Source organism: Agrobacterium sp. H141 (genome assembly GCF_057158725.1).
The window spans coordinates 3,684,297-3,699,623 of the sequence record NZ_CM169893.1; the positions used below are offsets into that span (position 1 = coordinate 3,684,297).

9 protein-coding genes and 1 pseudogene are annotated in these 15,327 nt (G+C 61.0%); 5 read left to right on the plus strand and 5 right to left on the minus strand.

Features of this window, described 5'->3' with window-relative positions; translation table 11 throughout:
• The first annotated feature begins 72 nt into the window (after positions 1 to 72).
• Complete coding sequence (locus ACWPM9_RS17345) at positions 73 to 4,005, plus strand: ATP-binding protein (protein WP_484755971.1); 3,933 nt, start codon at positions 73 to 75, stop codon at positions 4,003 to 4,005.
• 28 nt (positions 4,006 to 4,033) lie between these two features.
• On the opposite strand, the gene ACWPM9_RS17350 is transcribed toward ACWPM9_RS17345, so the two are convergent.
• Both ACWPM9_RS17350 and ACWPM9_RS17355 read right to left on the minus strand, forming a co-directional pair.
• Entirely contained in the window at positions 4,034 to 4,579 is a 546-nt protein-coding gene (locus ACWPM9_RS17350) for a 2'-5' RNA ligase family protein (RefSeq protein WP_484755972.1), read from the minus strand.
• A gap of 379 nt (positions 4,580 to 4,958) precedes the next feature.
• Entirely contained in the window at positions 4,959 to 5,888 is a 930-nt protein-coding gene (locus ACWPM9_RS17355) for a cupin domain-containing protein (RefSeq protein WP_428186482.1), read from the minus strand.
• Between the two features lie 94 nt (positions 5,889 to 5,982).
• Here ACWPM9_RS17355 and ACWPM9_RS17360 point away from each other — a divergent pair, with 94 nt between their 5' ends.
• The gene (locus ACWPM9_RS17360) at positions 5,983 to 6,729 is read left to right on the plus strand and encodes an SDR family oxidoreductase (protein WP_484755973.1); all 747 of its coding nucleotides are present in this window, start codon (positions 5,983 to 5,985) and stop codon (positions 6,727 to 6,729) included.
• A gap of 412 nt (positions 6,730 to 7,141) precedes the next feature.
• Here ACWPM9_RS17360 and ACWPM9_RS17365 read toward each other — a convergent pair whose 3' ends face one another.
• Both ACWPM9_RS17365 and ACWPM9_RS17370 read right to left on the minus strand, forming a co-directional pair.
• Positions 7,142 to 7,843: a DUF930 domain-containing protein gene (locus ACWPM9_RS17365; protein WP_484755974.1), complete on the minus strand. Its 702-nt coding sequence runs from the start codon at positions 7,841 to 7,843 to the stop codon at positions 7,142 to 7,144.
• Between the two features lie 128 nt (positions 7,844 to 7,971).
• Complete coding sequence (locus tag ACWPM9_RS17370; RefSeq protein WP_484755975.1) at positions 7,972 to 8,358, minus strand: hypothetical protein; 387 nt, start codon at positions 8,356 to 8,358, stop codon at positions 7,972 to 7,974.
• A gap of 70 nt (positions 8,359 to 8,428) precedes the next feature.
• Between ACWPM9_RS17370 and ACWPM9_RS17375 the strand changes: the two are divergent.
• Both ACWPM9_RS17375 and ACWPM9_RS17380 read left to right on the plus strand, forming a co-directional pair.
• Positions 8,429 to 9,210: pseudogene (locus ACWPM9_RS17375) on the plus strand (IS5 family transposase).
• A 293-nt stretch (positions 9,211 to 9,503) separates the two neighbouring features.
• The gene (locus tag ACWPM9_RS17380) at positions 9,504 to 11,078 is read left to right on the plus strand and encodes an ABC transporter permease (RefSeq protein ID WP_484757674.1); all 1,575 of its coding nucleotides are present in this window, start codon (positions 9,504 to 9,506) and stop codon (positions 11,076 to 11,078) included.
• 250 nt (positions 11,079 to 11,328) lie between these two features.
• Here ACWPM9_RS17380 and ACWPM9_RS17385 read toward each other — a convergent pair whose 3' ends face one another.
• Complete coding sequence (locus ACWPM9_RS17385; RefSeq protein ID WP_484755976.1) at positions 11,329 to 13,281, minus strand: acetoacetate--CoA ligase; 1,953 nt, start codon at positions 13,279 to 13,281, stop codon at positions 11,329 to 11,331.
• 156 nt (positions 13,282 to 13,437) lie between these two features.
• Here ACWPM9_RS17385 and ACWPM9_RS17390 point away from each other — a divergent pair, with 156 nt between their 5' ends.
• Positions 13,438 to 15,288 carry an AsmA family protein gene (locus tag ACWPM9_RS17390; RefSeq protein ID WP_484755977.1) on the plus strand — a complete coding sequence of 617 codons (1,851 nt, stop codon included), beginning with the start codon at positions 13,438 to 13,440 and terminating at the stop codon, positions 15,286 to 15,288.
• Positions 15,289 to 15,327: the final 39 nt, after the last annotated feature.

The following is a 15,327-nucleotide window of genomic DNA, read 5'->3' on the forward strand; positions in this document are numbered from 1 at the left end:
GAGGGCGTGCGTCGATATTAAAAATCTGTTAACAAGCCACCATAAGGCTGTTTTACGAATACAGGTTCAAACATGCCCGCTGCCCAGTATCCATTCATCGATATTGCCGTCCACCCGGCGGTTCGCGACCAGCTTGCCCGTGGTTCGGCGCTGGTGCTTTTTGCCCCGGACATGGCCAGTGTGCTGTGGGCAAACGGCACGGGTGCTGCCTTTTTCGGCACGCCGCTGATCTATGAATTCCTGGAGAACGGCCCCAACCGCAACGACCTCTCCTTCCGCCAGCTGGCCGTGACGGCCGGCCAGATCAAGGCTGTCGGCGACACGCGCTCGCTGGTCGTGCGCGTGCCCTCCGGCTTCCAGCGTGTGGCGGTGCAGGCGCAGGTGGAGATGATTGAGATCAGGCGCGGCGAACCGGCCATCCTGTTTTCGCTGCCGCCCGGCGAAAGCGCCCAGAGCCCGCTTCAACTGTCGCGCCGCCTGTTGTCGGGCTTTGACGATCCCGATACCCATATGGCGGTGCTGGACAATCAGGGCATGGTGATTTCGGCCTCCGAGGGCTTTGCCAGGCTCGACATTACCGACCAGACCGCGCGCGGTTTCGTCACCATGGTCGATAGCGAGGGCAGCCGCCTGCTCAAGCGTCCTATCCAGACCCGGCTTGGTTATCTGCCGGCTGCCATCGGCAAGATTTCCGAGGAACCGTCGCTCAACCTGTTGTTCGTGGTGGAAACCATCCTCGGCAATTTCGGCCCGTCAGACGAGGCGCTGGAAACGGAAGTGCGTGCCGCCCCTCAGCCCGACACGGCCGTGGCCGATGCGGCACCGGAGGTGCCAAGCGACGCGCCTTTCGCGGCAAAGCCTGAAGCTGTCGAGCCGGATGAGGAAGACAAGACCGACGACGTCGCCGCCTTTGCCGAAGACGACAGCTCGCAACCTCCCGCAGACGATCAGAGGCTGGAACCGGCCTCGTCATTCGACGCAGATGATGGCGATGACCGCGACACCGACACCGGCTCCGACACCATCGAGGCCGGCCCGGATGACATTGATTCGTCCGAAAATGAGATTGCGCCGCAAGCTAATCTTGATACGTTTTCCACAGATGCCGATGCCCAAATGGTTAACGCGGCGCAGCCTGCCTCGTCGCTGATCGACACCGTCGTCGATATGATGTCGGCCGATGAGGATAACGCGGCGCCAGAGCAAGACCCCGTCGCGGATGCGCCTGCCACTGCGGTCGAGCCGGATGATGCCGAGCCGGAAGCCGCAAAGGCCGAGCAGGCCATCGAAGCGGAGGCCGCCGGTGATGTGCCGGCTTTCGTGTTCGACCCGAAGAGCCGCGCCACGCGCTTTGTCTGGAAAATCGATGCCGAGGGCCGTTTCAGCGAGGTCTCCCACGAATTTGCCGAAGCCGTGGGGCCGCGTGCGGCCGCCATTAACGGCGTGTCCTTTGCCGAGCTGGCAGAACGCCTCGATCTCGACCCGGAAGGCACGGTGCGCGCCCTGTTGAACAAGCGCGACACCTGGTCGGGCAAGACCATCCTGTGGCCGATCGAGGGAACCGCCCTTCGCGTGCCGGTCGATCTTGCCGCCCTGCCCACCTATACCCGCAACCGCGATTTCGACGGTTTCCGCGGCTTTGGCGTCGTGCGCATCAGCGATGCCGTGGACGATGCCGATGGCGCCGGCCTGACGCTTGCCGGCAATGCCACTGCGGACACGGTCGCAGCAGAGGAGACGGACAGCATTGTTGAGGCTGAGACCGAGGCGAAGACTTTCGTCTCTGATAATGCTCAGCCAACCGAGGCTTCCGCCGCAGCGGCGACGGACGAGATGCCTGCAGCCAACCAGCCTGCAGCCAACCAGCCTGCAGCCAACCAGAATGTCGAAGACGCCGCGGTGAACGCCGAGGAAGTGCCTGACGAGACTGCGGCGCAGACCGAGACTGATGTCGCGGCAGAGGCCGAGCCCGACACCGACACCGACACCGCACCGGCTGCGGACGCGCCAGACGCCGGGATCGTGCGCGATGAACCGCCGGTCCTGACGCTCGCTGAAACGCCCAACCGCCGTCAGTCCGACAAGGTCATCCGGTTCCAGGATCATCGTGTCCGCAACCGCGACGGTCTGTCACCCGGCGAGGAAGCCGCCTTCCGCGAGATCGCCCGCAAGCTCGATCCGCATGGTCTTCGCGATCAGGCAGCCGCGAGCAGGACACAGGCACCGGCCGAACAGACCGAAGACGATGTCATGACAGGCGACCAGAGTGCCGACGCGGCGAGCGAGCGCAACGACATTCCCGCCCAGACACCGACCGTCGATGAACGCGACGACACCGCGACGACGGAGGCTCCATCGGACGCGGTGGACGCGCCAGCCGACGAGGCAGGCAGGTCCGACGCAGACCACGACGAGACCATTCAGGCGCCAGACGAGCAGGATGAGCATACGCGCTCCTTCTCCGTCTTTGCCTCCACCGTCAACCGCAAGGAAGTGGGCTTCAGTGCCGAGCTGGTGGATGCCATGCCGGTGGCCCTGCTGGTCCATGTCGGCGACCGGCTGATCCATGCCAATCCGGAATTCCTGAAACTTTCGGGCTATGACAGCGTCGAGGCGCTCGGCAAGGCCGGCGGGCTGGATGTGCTGTTGCAGCGACAGGATCTGGAAGGCGCCTCCGAGACCGCAAGCCGCATCGTGGCCGTGCGCTCCGATGACGAACTGGTGCCTGTCTCGGCGAGGCTGCAATCGATCCGCTGGGATGGGGCAAGCGCGCTGATGCTGTCGCTGGTGCCCGTGGAAACGACGATACCTGCAAGCGACCTCGCAAGGCCGGATGCTGCCAACCAGGATCTGGGCAGGCAGGACATGGCCAGCGAACTGGCGCGGGTCCAGGTCGAAGTGGACGAGATGCGCTCGATCCTGGAGACGGCCACCGATGGCGTGGTGATCCTCTCGTCCGAGGGCGAGATCCGCTCCATGAACGGCTCGGCCGGCGCTTTGTTCAATTACGAAGATGCCGAAGTGCGCGGCAAGCCCTTCGTCATGCTGTTTGCCCATGAAAGCCAGAAGGCCATTCTCGATTACCTGTCAGGCCTGGCCGGTCATGGCGTGGCCAGCGTGTTGAACGACGGGCGCGAAGTGATCGGCCGCGAGGCTTCCGGCGGCTTCCTGCCGCTGTTCATGACCATCGGCAGGCTGACCTCGTCCAACGGCTACTGCGCGGTGATCCGCGATATCACCCAGTGGAAGCGCACCGAAGAAGAGCTGCGCAATGCCAAGCGCGCGGCCGAAACCGCCAATTCCCACAAGAGCGATTTCCTCGCCCGGGTCAGCCACGAAATCCGCACGCCGCTCAACGCGATCATCGGCTTTGCCGACATGATGGCCAATGAGCATTTCGGACCGATCGGCCATACCCGCTACAGCGAATATGCCACCGATATCGTCCGCTCCGGCCGCCATGTGCTCGATATCGTCAACGACCTTCTCGATATTTCCAAGATCGAGGCGGGCGAGATGGATCTCGATTTCACCGCGGTCGGCCTCAACGAAACGGTCTCCCAGGCCGTTTCCATCGTGCAGCCGCAGGCCAATGGCCAGCGCGTCATCATCCGCACCTCGCTGTCGCAGACCGTGCCGTCGGTGGTGGCCGACATGCGCTCGATCAAGCAGATCGTGCTCAATGTTCTCGCCAATGCGATCCGCTTCACCCCGTCGGGCGGGCAGATCATCGTGTCGACGGCCTATGAGATGAATGGCAGCGTGAGCCTGCGCATTCGCGATACCGGCATCGGCATGTCCCGCTCGGAACTGGAACAGGCGATGAAGCCGTTTCGCCAGATCTCGTCGGGCATGCAGGCCCGCGGCGACGGAACCGGCCTTGGCCTGCCGCTGACCAAAGCCATGGTCGACGCCAACCGCGCGCAATTCTCCATCCACTCGACGCCCAATGAAGGCACGCTCGTGGAAATCACCTTCCCCTCACCCCGGGTTCTTGCCGACTGAGGGCAAGCCGACCGCGACCAGTTCAGGATTAAGCGCCAAAGGTCACGGACTTGTCCAGACGCCAGGGGCCGTCCAGATAGGCATGCAGGTCGAGGCCGACGATGCGGATTGGGCGCGGTTCGAAACGTGTCTGAAGCGCCTTGAAAAGCTGATCTGCCTCACCTCTGGAAACCTTGTTCTGGATGGTGATGTGCGGCTGCCATTTATGCATGTCCTGCGAATTCAGCCAGGCGACGAAGGCGCCTCTCAAGGCCTGCCTGACCTCATAAAGCTCAGGACTGGCAATCGTAAAGGCAACGCCCGCGCCCAGATGACGCAGACCCGTGACCTGTGCACTGATCGGCTTTTGCAGTGCTGCGACCCGCTCGAGTGTCTCGACGATGCGGCCCGCATATTCGCCGGGCAGCCGGTGAAACATGGTCAGATGCGCATGCAGAAAATTCCGCTCCGGCGGAAAATGGGCTTTGCGCAGCCGGTCGAACGGTGCCAGATCATCGTCGGCAATGCGGGCGGTGAGGATCAGCGGATGTCGCGTTTTCATGGCGATATCGGTCTTTGCAAGGAGAAGAGCCACGCGGCGCGGTGGCCATTGCTATCCGGTCAAATGCCGGGAAAGTCCAGTCCACGTCATCGCGCCGCGCCTATTCGCTCTCCATAAGAAACGGGTGGCAGAGCGATATGTTCCAGGCATGGGAGCAAAGAGGGTTGCACCCCCTTGCGGTGCGCCATGGTGTGAGCGATGGGTGACGGCAGGACCGGACAGCATGTCCCGCATTTTGCGGGAAAGTGGACCTGACCGTCAAGCGCCGCGATTGCGCCGTCAAGTCGGATGTTCAGGCGATCCGCTGAGTCGCTCGAAAGCGGACATCCGAAGATGGCATGTCATGTCGCCTTGGCGCCAATTGCGGACATGTGAGACTATCACGGGCGGCGGTCTGCGTCGGGTAGCGTCATTAGATCACTGGAATGCTGGCGCTGGCACTGAGCTCATGCCTTTTAGCGAACCTGCCAGGGGAGCAGCCGAGCTTCTTGCTGAACGCTGTGCTAAAGGCGCTCGCAGATTCATAACCTATTTCATCCGCGATCCGGTCGAGTGACTTTGAACCGCTCAGCAGGGCTTGCTTGGCAATAGCGATGCGCCAGCGAGACAGATATTCAATTGGCCCGCACCCGAGGGTCTCGTTGAACCGCGCGGCGAAACCCGATCTCGACATGCCAGCTACCCCCGCAAGATCGGCTACCGTCCACCTCCGGCGAACGTCCTCGTGAATTGCACGCAGGACCCGGGCCATGGCGGGATCGCGCAGCCCATTCAGCAAACCCGCCGAGGCTGTGTTGGTCCCGATAATGTCCCACCTCAATACCTCTATCAGTAGCGTCTCCAGCAAGCGCTGGACAATCAGATCTTTGCCGGGATAGTCAGCAGCGCATTCTTCGGAGAGCAGTTCGATTACGCGGCCAAATCGCGTCCCGCGTCCCGCCGAAGCGGGGATGTGAATTGCATCGGGCAGCAGCGCCAGCAGCAGCGGCGCGTTGACGCTTTCAATCGAGAAGCTTCCCCCCAGCGCCACGAATTCAGGCTCTCCTTCCTGCTCGCCGTGGCGAACAGCTTCGGCCAGAGGTTCTGTGGCAACGCAGGGAGCGCCGGGGTGGCTACCTAATGAGAAGGCGGGCGTCGTCGGCAACAGGAGAAAATCGTTTTCGGATATCCGGAGCGGTTCCCGGTCACCGAATGTGAGCCATGCTTCACCAGTCAGGACGAGCGTGAATCCGGGTGCATCGTAGGATTCGTAGCGAACGCCCCATGTGCCGCGCCCGGAGATGGGTTTTGCTATCGCGGCTCTCGGCCGCAATAAAGTGACGATATCGCTGAGGGGATCCATATTTGGACGATCCGTAATCTTTCTTGGATCATGAACCATAGATCGTCCCAAGACTGCTGTCTATTGCTATCTGACCGCAACCAAGGAGACGAACATGACCAAGACGATCCTCATCACTGGCACATCATCTGGCTACGGCAAGGCCACCGCCGAACACTTTCTCGCTCAAGGTTGGAATGTTCTCGCGACCATGCGGCGCCCCGATCCGTCGCTGTTCGCCCAGACTGACCGGCTGCGTGTGCTGCCGCTCGATGTCACCAGCCCCGAGAGCATCGCCAGCCTTATCGAAAATGCTGGTCCGATTGATGTGCTGGTCAACAACGCTGGGCTTGGCGGCGTTGGTGCATTCGAGGCGATGCCAATGTCCCTCATTCGACAGCTTTTCGAGACCAACACGATCGGCGTTATGGCGATGTGCCAGGCGGTCATCCCACAGATGCGCGCGCGTCAATCCGGAACCATCATCAATGTCACATCAAGCGTCGCGTTGGGAGAATTCCCACTCGCAGCAGCCTACACCGCCACTAAACAGGCCATCGAAGGCTTCTCGGCTTCGGTGGCGCATGAGCTTGGTCATTTCCGGGTGCGCGTGAAACTCGTCGAGCCGGGCTATGCACCGACCACCCGGTTTGGGGCGAATGCCATCGTTCCCGTCTCTGATCTCCTTCCCGGCGGCTATGCGGACTTCGCAAGGCCAATCCTAGAGGCGTTTGCACATCCATTGCTGACCACAACGGAAAACGATGTTGCAGAGGCGATTTGGCGGGCCGTCCACGATACCGACAATCAGCTTCGGTTTCCTGCCGGAGCGGACGCTGCCGCGCTTGCTCAAGCGCGCTGATGGAGAAATCAGGAGGGAGTGGCGGCTAGATTAGCGAGCATTCTGCTGCCCTTCGTTCTTTTCTACGCAGCCCTTCGCCTGGACCGCTTGTTGCAGCATCCCCGATCGTCGGTTGTCTGACTGAATACCGAGATCAAACGTGTACCGCCTCCCGGACTTTATGGCCATGACCGCTCAAGGCCGGACTCGGACCGCATCACCACATGCCTGGATGTCCGCTTTCGCCGTTCAGAGCTCCGTCACTGGACAGTCCCCACCGCCCCCCCAAACCTGCCATAGCAGATATTCCAACAAGAACCGTGCTCGACACCCTCCCCGATTCCTGCCGCCGTGGTTTGGCCTGGAGCGGCCACGGTGAGATGGATGAAGGATAGCGGGTTTGCAGCGCGATCCGGACACAACTCTCTTGCCGTCAATCGAGCTCTCCCTCTTCGTCGGGCAGGCCGTATTCCGTCCAGTCTTTCCTTGGAATTGGGTCGCCCATTGTGAACTCGAAGTTCACCACCTTCTTGTGGTCCGGGGTCAAGCCACATTGAAATTTGAGCCGGTACCAGTCCCTTTGGCTGTGCACCGCAGCTCCGTCTGCGGAAAAAGCGTTCTCTTTGAGTTGGGTGCCAGCCATCGCATAGGCAACGACGCGATCGGGGTGCAGGCTTCCATTCCAATGCCCGACCTGTGCCATGGCCTCGATATTGCAAAGCTGCTCGACCTGCTCGGCGGGAGATAGTTGGGCCAGGGCAAGCCTCGCCTGGAGGCTGCGGCGGTCGGCAAGAACGTCTTGCGACAGCATATGGGTCGGTTTGACGCTGGTCGATAAATCCGTCGGGGGCTTTGCAGGCACAGCAGATGCCGACTGAGGTTGTTGCGCTTCCGTTGGCCGGGATTTGCCAGTCTTGGATACGACAGCCAGTGGCAGCAGACTTTGGTTCTGTTGCGCGACCACAGGTGCCTGGGTGACAATCTGCACATCAAGGATATCCTCCTGCGGAGAGGGCATTGCGGCGGGATGGGGCCACAGCAATATCAGAGGAAGCAGGAGAAGATGCAGCAGCACAGAGGCTGCGACATATTGCGGGTCAAACCGGTCCTTTGTCTTGCCGACCGCAGCATTCAATGTGATGCGCCAAAATTTGGCTTTGTGAGCACGAACATGAAGACCCTGGAAAAGACGTCGAAGTGAGAATGAAGCCCATGCAATCTCTTTGACCTAGGCGCTGTTGACAAAGTAGTTAGCTACTGATGTCACGTGCGAGCGTCCGGGATAGCCGTGTCAAGGAGAAGCTTTAGGGCTTCGGGAAAGTTGCCCGACGTAGGGGCCACATGCTGAATGTCGGTGGCTCCCTGAGAAAACCGATAAAACTCGTAGTGATCTTCGTGTATCTCGATCTCTATCGGCGGAGTCGTCGACGACCACATAAGTCCGATTGTAGGCCAATACCCCAACACGATCTCGTCGGGTGTCAGATATCGCCCCGAGGCAAACCTCGAGAAAAGCTTTGCGTTTTCGAGTGTACTCTGCGCGAGGCTTGGCGTCTCAGCGGCAAGACCGCTGATAGTCGTTTCAACCTCGGCCCACGTCGAGTAGTTTACGCCCTGTAGCGTGGTATCGTTGACTGTTGGTTTCGCCATCTATTTAGCCCTGCGGCCGATTCCCAATTTGCTCAAAGCGTGATTCAAGACTGCCTTTTAGGAGATGGTCTTGGCAAGAGGCGATGTTAGCGACACGGAATGGAAGATTATCGAGGCGCTATTGCCAACCGAGCGTGGGAGGAAGTCTCGCCCCGCTCACGATAATCGACGGTATCTCAACGGAATGCTGCATGTTCTCCGGGTCGGATGCCCTTGGCGCGATATGCATGAGCGCTACGGCAAGTGGAATTCAGTTTACGTGCGCTTCCGTCGCTGGGCTGAACAAGGCGTGTGGGACGCCCTCCTTGAAACCCTCGTGGAATTAGGGCTGGCGGACGACTGGCAACACATGATCGATAGCACCACTGTTCGCGGCCACTCTCAGGCTGCGGGCGCTAAAGGGGGACTTATCAGGAGGCATTTGGTCGATCACGCGGCGGCTTTACGACGAAAATCCACGCCCGCGCGGACGGTCAGGGACGCCCTCTCGGCTTTATCCTGACCGGCGGAGAGGCTTCGGATTACAGTGCAGTTCCCGCTCTACTAGCAATACCGGTCGGCAAACCGAGGTTGTTTCTTGCCGACAAAGGGTATGACGGCAATTTCCTGCGCGAGGAACTGCTGATCCATGGGAACAGGCCCGTCATTCCTCCGAAGGCTAACCGGAAGAACCCGCCTCCCTGCGACTTTCGAGCCTACAAGGATCGAAACCGCATCGAACGGATGTTCCATCGGCTCAAACAGTTCCGTCGAGTCGCGACACGATACGATAAGACCCGAGAATCCTTCTCGGCATTCCTCGCGTTGGCCGCCGCTAAAATCTGGCTGCCATACTTTGTCAACAGGGCCTAAAAGCGAGATTAGAGATTATTACGACCGATGCAATATCGGCACCGGGCGACCGACTGCCGCCAATTGCGCCTCATCTCCTCCACCCGCACCACCCTTTTCCCCTCCCCCGTTTCCTTCCGCGCCGGTTTGGGCTAGAGCGGGCACGGTGAGATGGATGAAGGATAGCGGGTTTGCAGCGCGATCGGGCCACATATCCCATGGAGGCGCCTCCCATTGAGGCGCATCTGGGCGCGACAAAGCGACCGGTCAACAGGCTGGCGCCGCTGGCGTTGTTGATTTCCGCCATCGTTGCCATGCCCATTGTGGCGATCTTCTGGATTGCCTTTTCCGGCGATACCGACAACTGGCGTCACATGATGCTGAATGTCGTGCCGCGCGCCTCGGTGCAGACCTTCGAACTGGTGTTCTATACCGGCATCGTCACCAGTTTCATCGGCATCCTGTGCGCCTGGCTGGTCACCGCCTTCGACTTTCCGCTGCGCCGCAGCTTGTCCATCGCGCTCGTGCTGCCGCTTGCCATCCCGTCTTATCTGGCAGCCTATGCCTTCGGCGAATTCCTCGATTTCACCGGTCCGGTCCAGACCTTCTATCGCGGCCTGTTCGGCTATCAGTCGGCACGGGACTATGTCTTTCCCGATATCCGTTCGCTCGGCGGTGCGGTGCTGGTGATGAGCGCCGTGCTCTATCCTTATGTGTTTCTCGCCTGCCGCTCGATGTTCCTGATGCAGGGCCGGGCTGCGGCCGATGTGGCGCGCACGCTGGGTGCCGGGCCGCTCAAGGTGTTTCTGCGGGTGCAGATCCCCATGGCCAGGCCTGCCATCATGATCGGGCTGACACTGGTGATGATGGAAGCGCTCAACGATATCGGTGCGGTGGAATATCTGGGGGTGAAGACGCTGACCTTCTCCATCTACGATACCTGGCTCAATCGCGGCAGCCTGTCGGGTGCCGCCCAGATCGCCTGCGTGATGCTCTTGATCGTGGTGGCGGTCATGGCGGTCGAACGGGCCGCGCGCAAACGCCAGCGCTTTGCCAGCAACAAGACCACGGCTGCCGTTCCCGACCAGTTGCGCCGCCGGCTTTCCGGCTGGCGCAGCCTGGCTGCCGTCACCGCCTGCATCCTGCCGGTGGTCATCGGCTTTTTCATTCCAGCCGGCGTCATGGCGCAATTTGCCGCCCGCCGGATCGACCAGTTCGCCGAAAGCCGGCTTTTGTCCGCGCTCGGCCATTCGATCCTGGTGTCGTCGTCGGCTGCCGCCATCACCGTCGTGCTTGCCTTTGCCCTTGCCTATGCCGCCCGGGTGGGAAAATCGCGCCCGACCGCCATTGCCGGACGGATCGCGGCCCTTGGCTACGGCATTCCCGGAACGGTGCTCGGCATCGGCGTTCTCATTCCGCTGGCCGGCCTCGACAATGCCATAGACGGTGTCATGCGCGACTATGCCGGCCTGTCCACCGGGCTGTTGCTGTCGGGCACCGGCTTTGCCATTGTCTATGCCGCAAGCGTGCGTTTCCTCACCATGGCGGAAGGCTCCATCGATGCCGGCTTCCAGAAACTGTCGCCGCATCTCGACATGGCCTCGCGCACGCTCGGGCGCACCGGCTTGCAGACCCTGAAAAATGTGCTCATGCCCAATATGCGGCCGGCCGTTTTGACCGCCGCCCTGCTGGTCTTCATCGAAACGCTGAAAGAGCTGTCGGCCACCATTCTGCTGCGCCCGTTCAACTTCAACACGCTGGCCACGCTGGTCTATGAAGATGCCTCGCGCTCGCGCGTGCAGGATGCCTCGGTTGCCGCCATCATCATCATTCTGGCGGGGCTGGTGCCGGTGCTGCTGGTCTCGCGCTCGCTCGAGGGCAAGCGCTGACACGAGCGATCGTGCCGCAGAAAAAAGGGCGGCCGAAGCCGCCCGTAAAAGTTATGCTGTTCAACCAGAGCCGGGGGTGATCGGCATCATGCCAAACCGGGACTGAACGATCCCTCGCGACGTGTTCATCAGTCGCGCTCAAGTTGCCGACCGTTGTAGGCAACAGCCATTAACAGGCTATTAAGTCGGCATAAAAAAATCGTCGTGCCGGCTCTTTACGCATTACAGATCACCCTTTTATAGCAATAGCTTACGTCTTCAGCTCCGGCAGGTCCCGAAACAGGTCGAGCGCGTCCGGATTGGCCAGCGCCTCCTTGTTCTTGACGGCCCGGCCATGCACCACTTCACGCACGGCCAGTTCGACAATCTTGCCGGATTTGGTGCGCGGAATATCGGCAACGGCAATCACCCTGGCCGGCACGTGACGCGGCGAGGCGCCGGTGCGGATCTTGGTCTTGATGGCCTTTTCCAGCTCCGGCGTCAGGGTCACACCTGCAGCCAGCCGCACGAACAGCACCACCCGCACGTCGTCCTGCCAGTCCTGGCCGATGCAGATCGCTTCTGCCACTTCATCCATCTGCTCGACCTGGTTATAGATCTCGGCCGTGCCGATGCGCACGCCGCCCGGATTGAGCGTCGCGTCGGAACGGCCATGGATGATCAGGCCGCCATGCTCCGTCCATTCGGCAAAATCGCCATGGCACCAGATATTGTCGAAGCGCTCGAAATAGGCGGCATGATATTTCGCCCCGTCCGGATCGTTCCAGAACATGATCGGCATGGCCGGAAAGGCCCTGGTGCAGACCAGCTCGCCCTTCTCGCCCTTGACCGGCTTGCCCTCGTCGTTCCACACATCGACCGCAAGGCCAAGGCCTGCGCCCTGGATCTCGCCGCGCCAGACCGGCTTGAGCGGATTGCCCAAAACGAAGCAGGACACGATGTCCGTGCCACCGGAGATCGAGGCCAGATGCACATCGTCCTTGATCCCCTCATAGACGAAGGAAAAGCCTTCCGGCGACAGCGGAGAGCCGGTCGATGTGATCAGCCTGAGTTTGGACAGGTCATGGGTGGTTTTCGGCGTCAGCCCGTCCTTGCGCACGGCGTCGATATATTTGGCCGAGGTGCCGAAGACGGTAAAGCCTTCCGCCTCGGCATAATCGAACAGCACATTGCCATCGGGCGCAAAGGGCGAGCCGTCATAAAGGCAAAGCGTTGCCCCGCAGGCAAGACCGGAGATCAGCCAGTTCCACATCATCCAGCCGCAGGTGGTGAAGTAGAAGATCGGTTCGCCCCTGGCGACGCCGCAATGGAAGCGATGCTCCTTCACATGCTGCAGCAACGTGCCGCCGGCGGAATGAACGATGCATTTCGGCACGCCCGTGGTGCCGGACGAAAACAGGATATAGACCGGGTGGGAAAATGGCAGCTGAACAAAGTCCACCGGCTTTGCCTGATAAGGCGCGAGGAAATCGTCCAGCATCTTTGCGTCGCTGATCGATGCCGCCAATGCCTTGGCATCGCCGGCATAGGGAATGATCAGCGATGGCACGCCAAGCCTGGCGGTGACTGCGCGCACCTTGTCGGCCACATCCTGCATCTTGCCGTTATACCAGTAGCCGTCGCAGGCAATAAAGAGCTTCGGTTCGATCTGTCCGAACCGGTCGAGCACGCCCTGATCGCCAAAATCCGGCGAACAGGACGACCAGATGGCCCCGATCGATGTGGCCGCCAGCATGCAGGCAACCGTTTCCGGCATATTGGGCATCATCGCGGCAATGCGGTCGCCCTCGCCGATACCGAGCGCGCGAAAGGCCTGCTGCAGGCGGGAAACCGTCTGCGACAACATGTTCCACGACCAGCGATAGGACACCTTGTCTTCGCCCCGGAAAATCAGCGCGTCGCCATCGCCGGCGCCGGCCAGCAGGTTCTCCGCGAAATTCAGCTTCGCCTGCGGAAAGAAGCGATCATCCAGCATGCGCCCGGTATCGGTCAGAGCAATGCTGCCCTTTTCGCCGCGAATCCCGCATTCGTCCCACACCGCCGACCAGAAGGCGCCGCGATCCGCGATCGACCAGGCATAAAAGTCGTCATAGCCGTCAAATGCCCGTCCGGCGCGCTCGCCGCAGGACTGAATGAATGCGTAGAGCGGTGTGTTTTTCTGAAACGCTTCAGAGGGCTCCCAAAGCGGCTTTTCCTGTTGCATGCTATCCTCCACAAAGTCTTTGCCTGTATATCAGGTTGCGCCGCAATATGAAGTGCTTCTACCGGTCTCAAGCGTGGCTGCATTTGCCAGAAACCGACAATTCCTATATCGGGCAGACAACAGGAGAGGACCTGCGACAGCGGGCCACATGTGATCATGGCGCAGAATAAAAAAGATGGCAGGCCGGTCTGCCCCGGCACGCGGACAGAACGCGCGATCAAGCTCGTGCGCACCATCGCCGTCATCATGCTGTCAGGTGCTGGCCTTTACGTCGCTCTTCTGGCCTTTGCCCCTCTTTTGGTCTCCACCAGCGCCGTGCGAAGTGCCATGGAACGCAGCCTGTCGGCCTGGACGGGAGAGCAGGCCAGCATCGGCGGCACACCTCAGGTCCGGTTCTGGCCGGAGCCCCGCATCACCCTGCCCAATGTGACGATCGTCAAGCCGTCGGCCAGCGGCGATCAAGTGCTCGGCCGTATCGAGCGGCTGACCGCGAGCTTTGGTGTGATCGCCGCCCTTCGCGGCGAACCGGCCTTCAGCGATTTCGAATTTGTCCGCCCCGTCATTTCCGTCACCCGCGATCGGGACCACCATATCGTCTGGACCGGAGGCGGGCTGCTCGGCCAGGCTGTGGCGCGCGCCAGGGCGGACGCGCAGGCCAAGCCAGCCTCCGAGGAGACATTGAACACAGAGATCGGCAATGTGACCGTTGAGGATGGCACCGTCGAGTTCACCGATGTCTCGTCGGGACGAAACGTCACCATCGATGCCATTTCCGGTGAGATCAAATGGGCAAACCTGTCGGCCAGGTTCGAGGGCAAGGTCACCGCCAGCGTGGCCGGACGGGCCTTGACGATCGATCTCTCCGCTGCAAAGCCGCTCGTTCTGTTTGCCGGCAAGGACACCGCGATTTCGCTCACGCTGCGCGCTCCGGGCTTTGGCGCCTCTTTCGATGGTCCGGCCAACCTCTATGCCGGTCAGTTGCTGTCCGGCGCGCTCAGGCTGGGCATTCCCGATATGGCAGCCTTCCTCACCTGGGGAGGCTGGAAACAGGGACCGTTCGTCAACGTCAAACGCGCCAGTGTCCGTGCCGAGGTGCAAACGCTTGGCGACAGCATGCGGCTCGACAAGTTTGCGGCAACATCGGACGACAGCAGCGCAAGCGGCGTGCTGGATCTCATGATGCCCTCGGGGAAGAGGCCGAAAATCGGCGGCACGCTTGCGTTTGACGATATCGATCTTGGCGCCCTGATCGATACGTTTTCCGCCCTTCCACCCGGTTTTGAAAAGACACCCGGTCTGTTGCCGCAATGGCTCGATTTCGATGTGACCTTGTCTGCCGCGACGGCAAGCCTCGAGCCATTCAAGCTCGAGCAGATGGCAGCCAGCATCGTCACATCCGGCACCAGGCGCCAGGTGAACATCATCGATTCCCGGCTGGAAGGCGGTGCCTTCACCGCACAGCTCGTCGATACTGGCGGGCCGGATGGCGACCAGTTGCAATTGTCAGCATCGGATGTCGATCTGGCGGCGATCTTCGAGCGCATGCCCATGCAAGGCCCGCTTCCCCGGGGTCGTGGCTCGCTTGACCTCTCGCTCAATTTCAACAAGCCGATGGCGGTTGCCGGCTTGGACGATGTTGACGGCACGCTGCGTTTTACCGCGTCGTCTGGAACGCTGAAGCCCTTCAATCTGGACGCTGTCCTGGCGCGTGCGGCCAGCGAGCGCTTTTTCCGCCTGAGCGATACCGGCACCGGCAGCCTCGACTACGACAAGATCGAGCTGGTCGCCACTCTCGCCGATGGCGCGGCCCGGATCGACAAGGGCCTTCTGGAGAGTTCCGGTTCGACCCTCACTCTGTCGGGGATCGTTCCCTATGCCGACAACGGTCTGGCACTGATGGCGCAGTGGACGGCAGATCCCGCAAAAAGTCAGGGCGCAAGCGCACAAACCACCCTGTTTGTCGGTGGATCCTGGCCAGATCCCATCCTCTCGCCCATGTCCCGTTAAATCAGAACGCGCTAATATCGTGGCGAATCATCGGCGTGG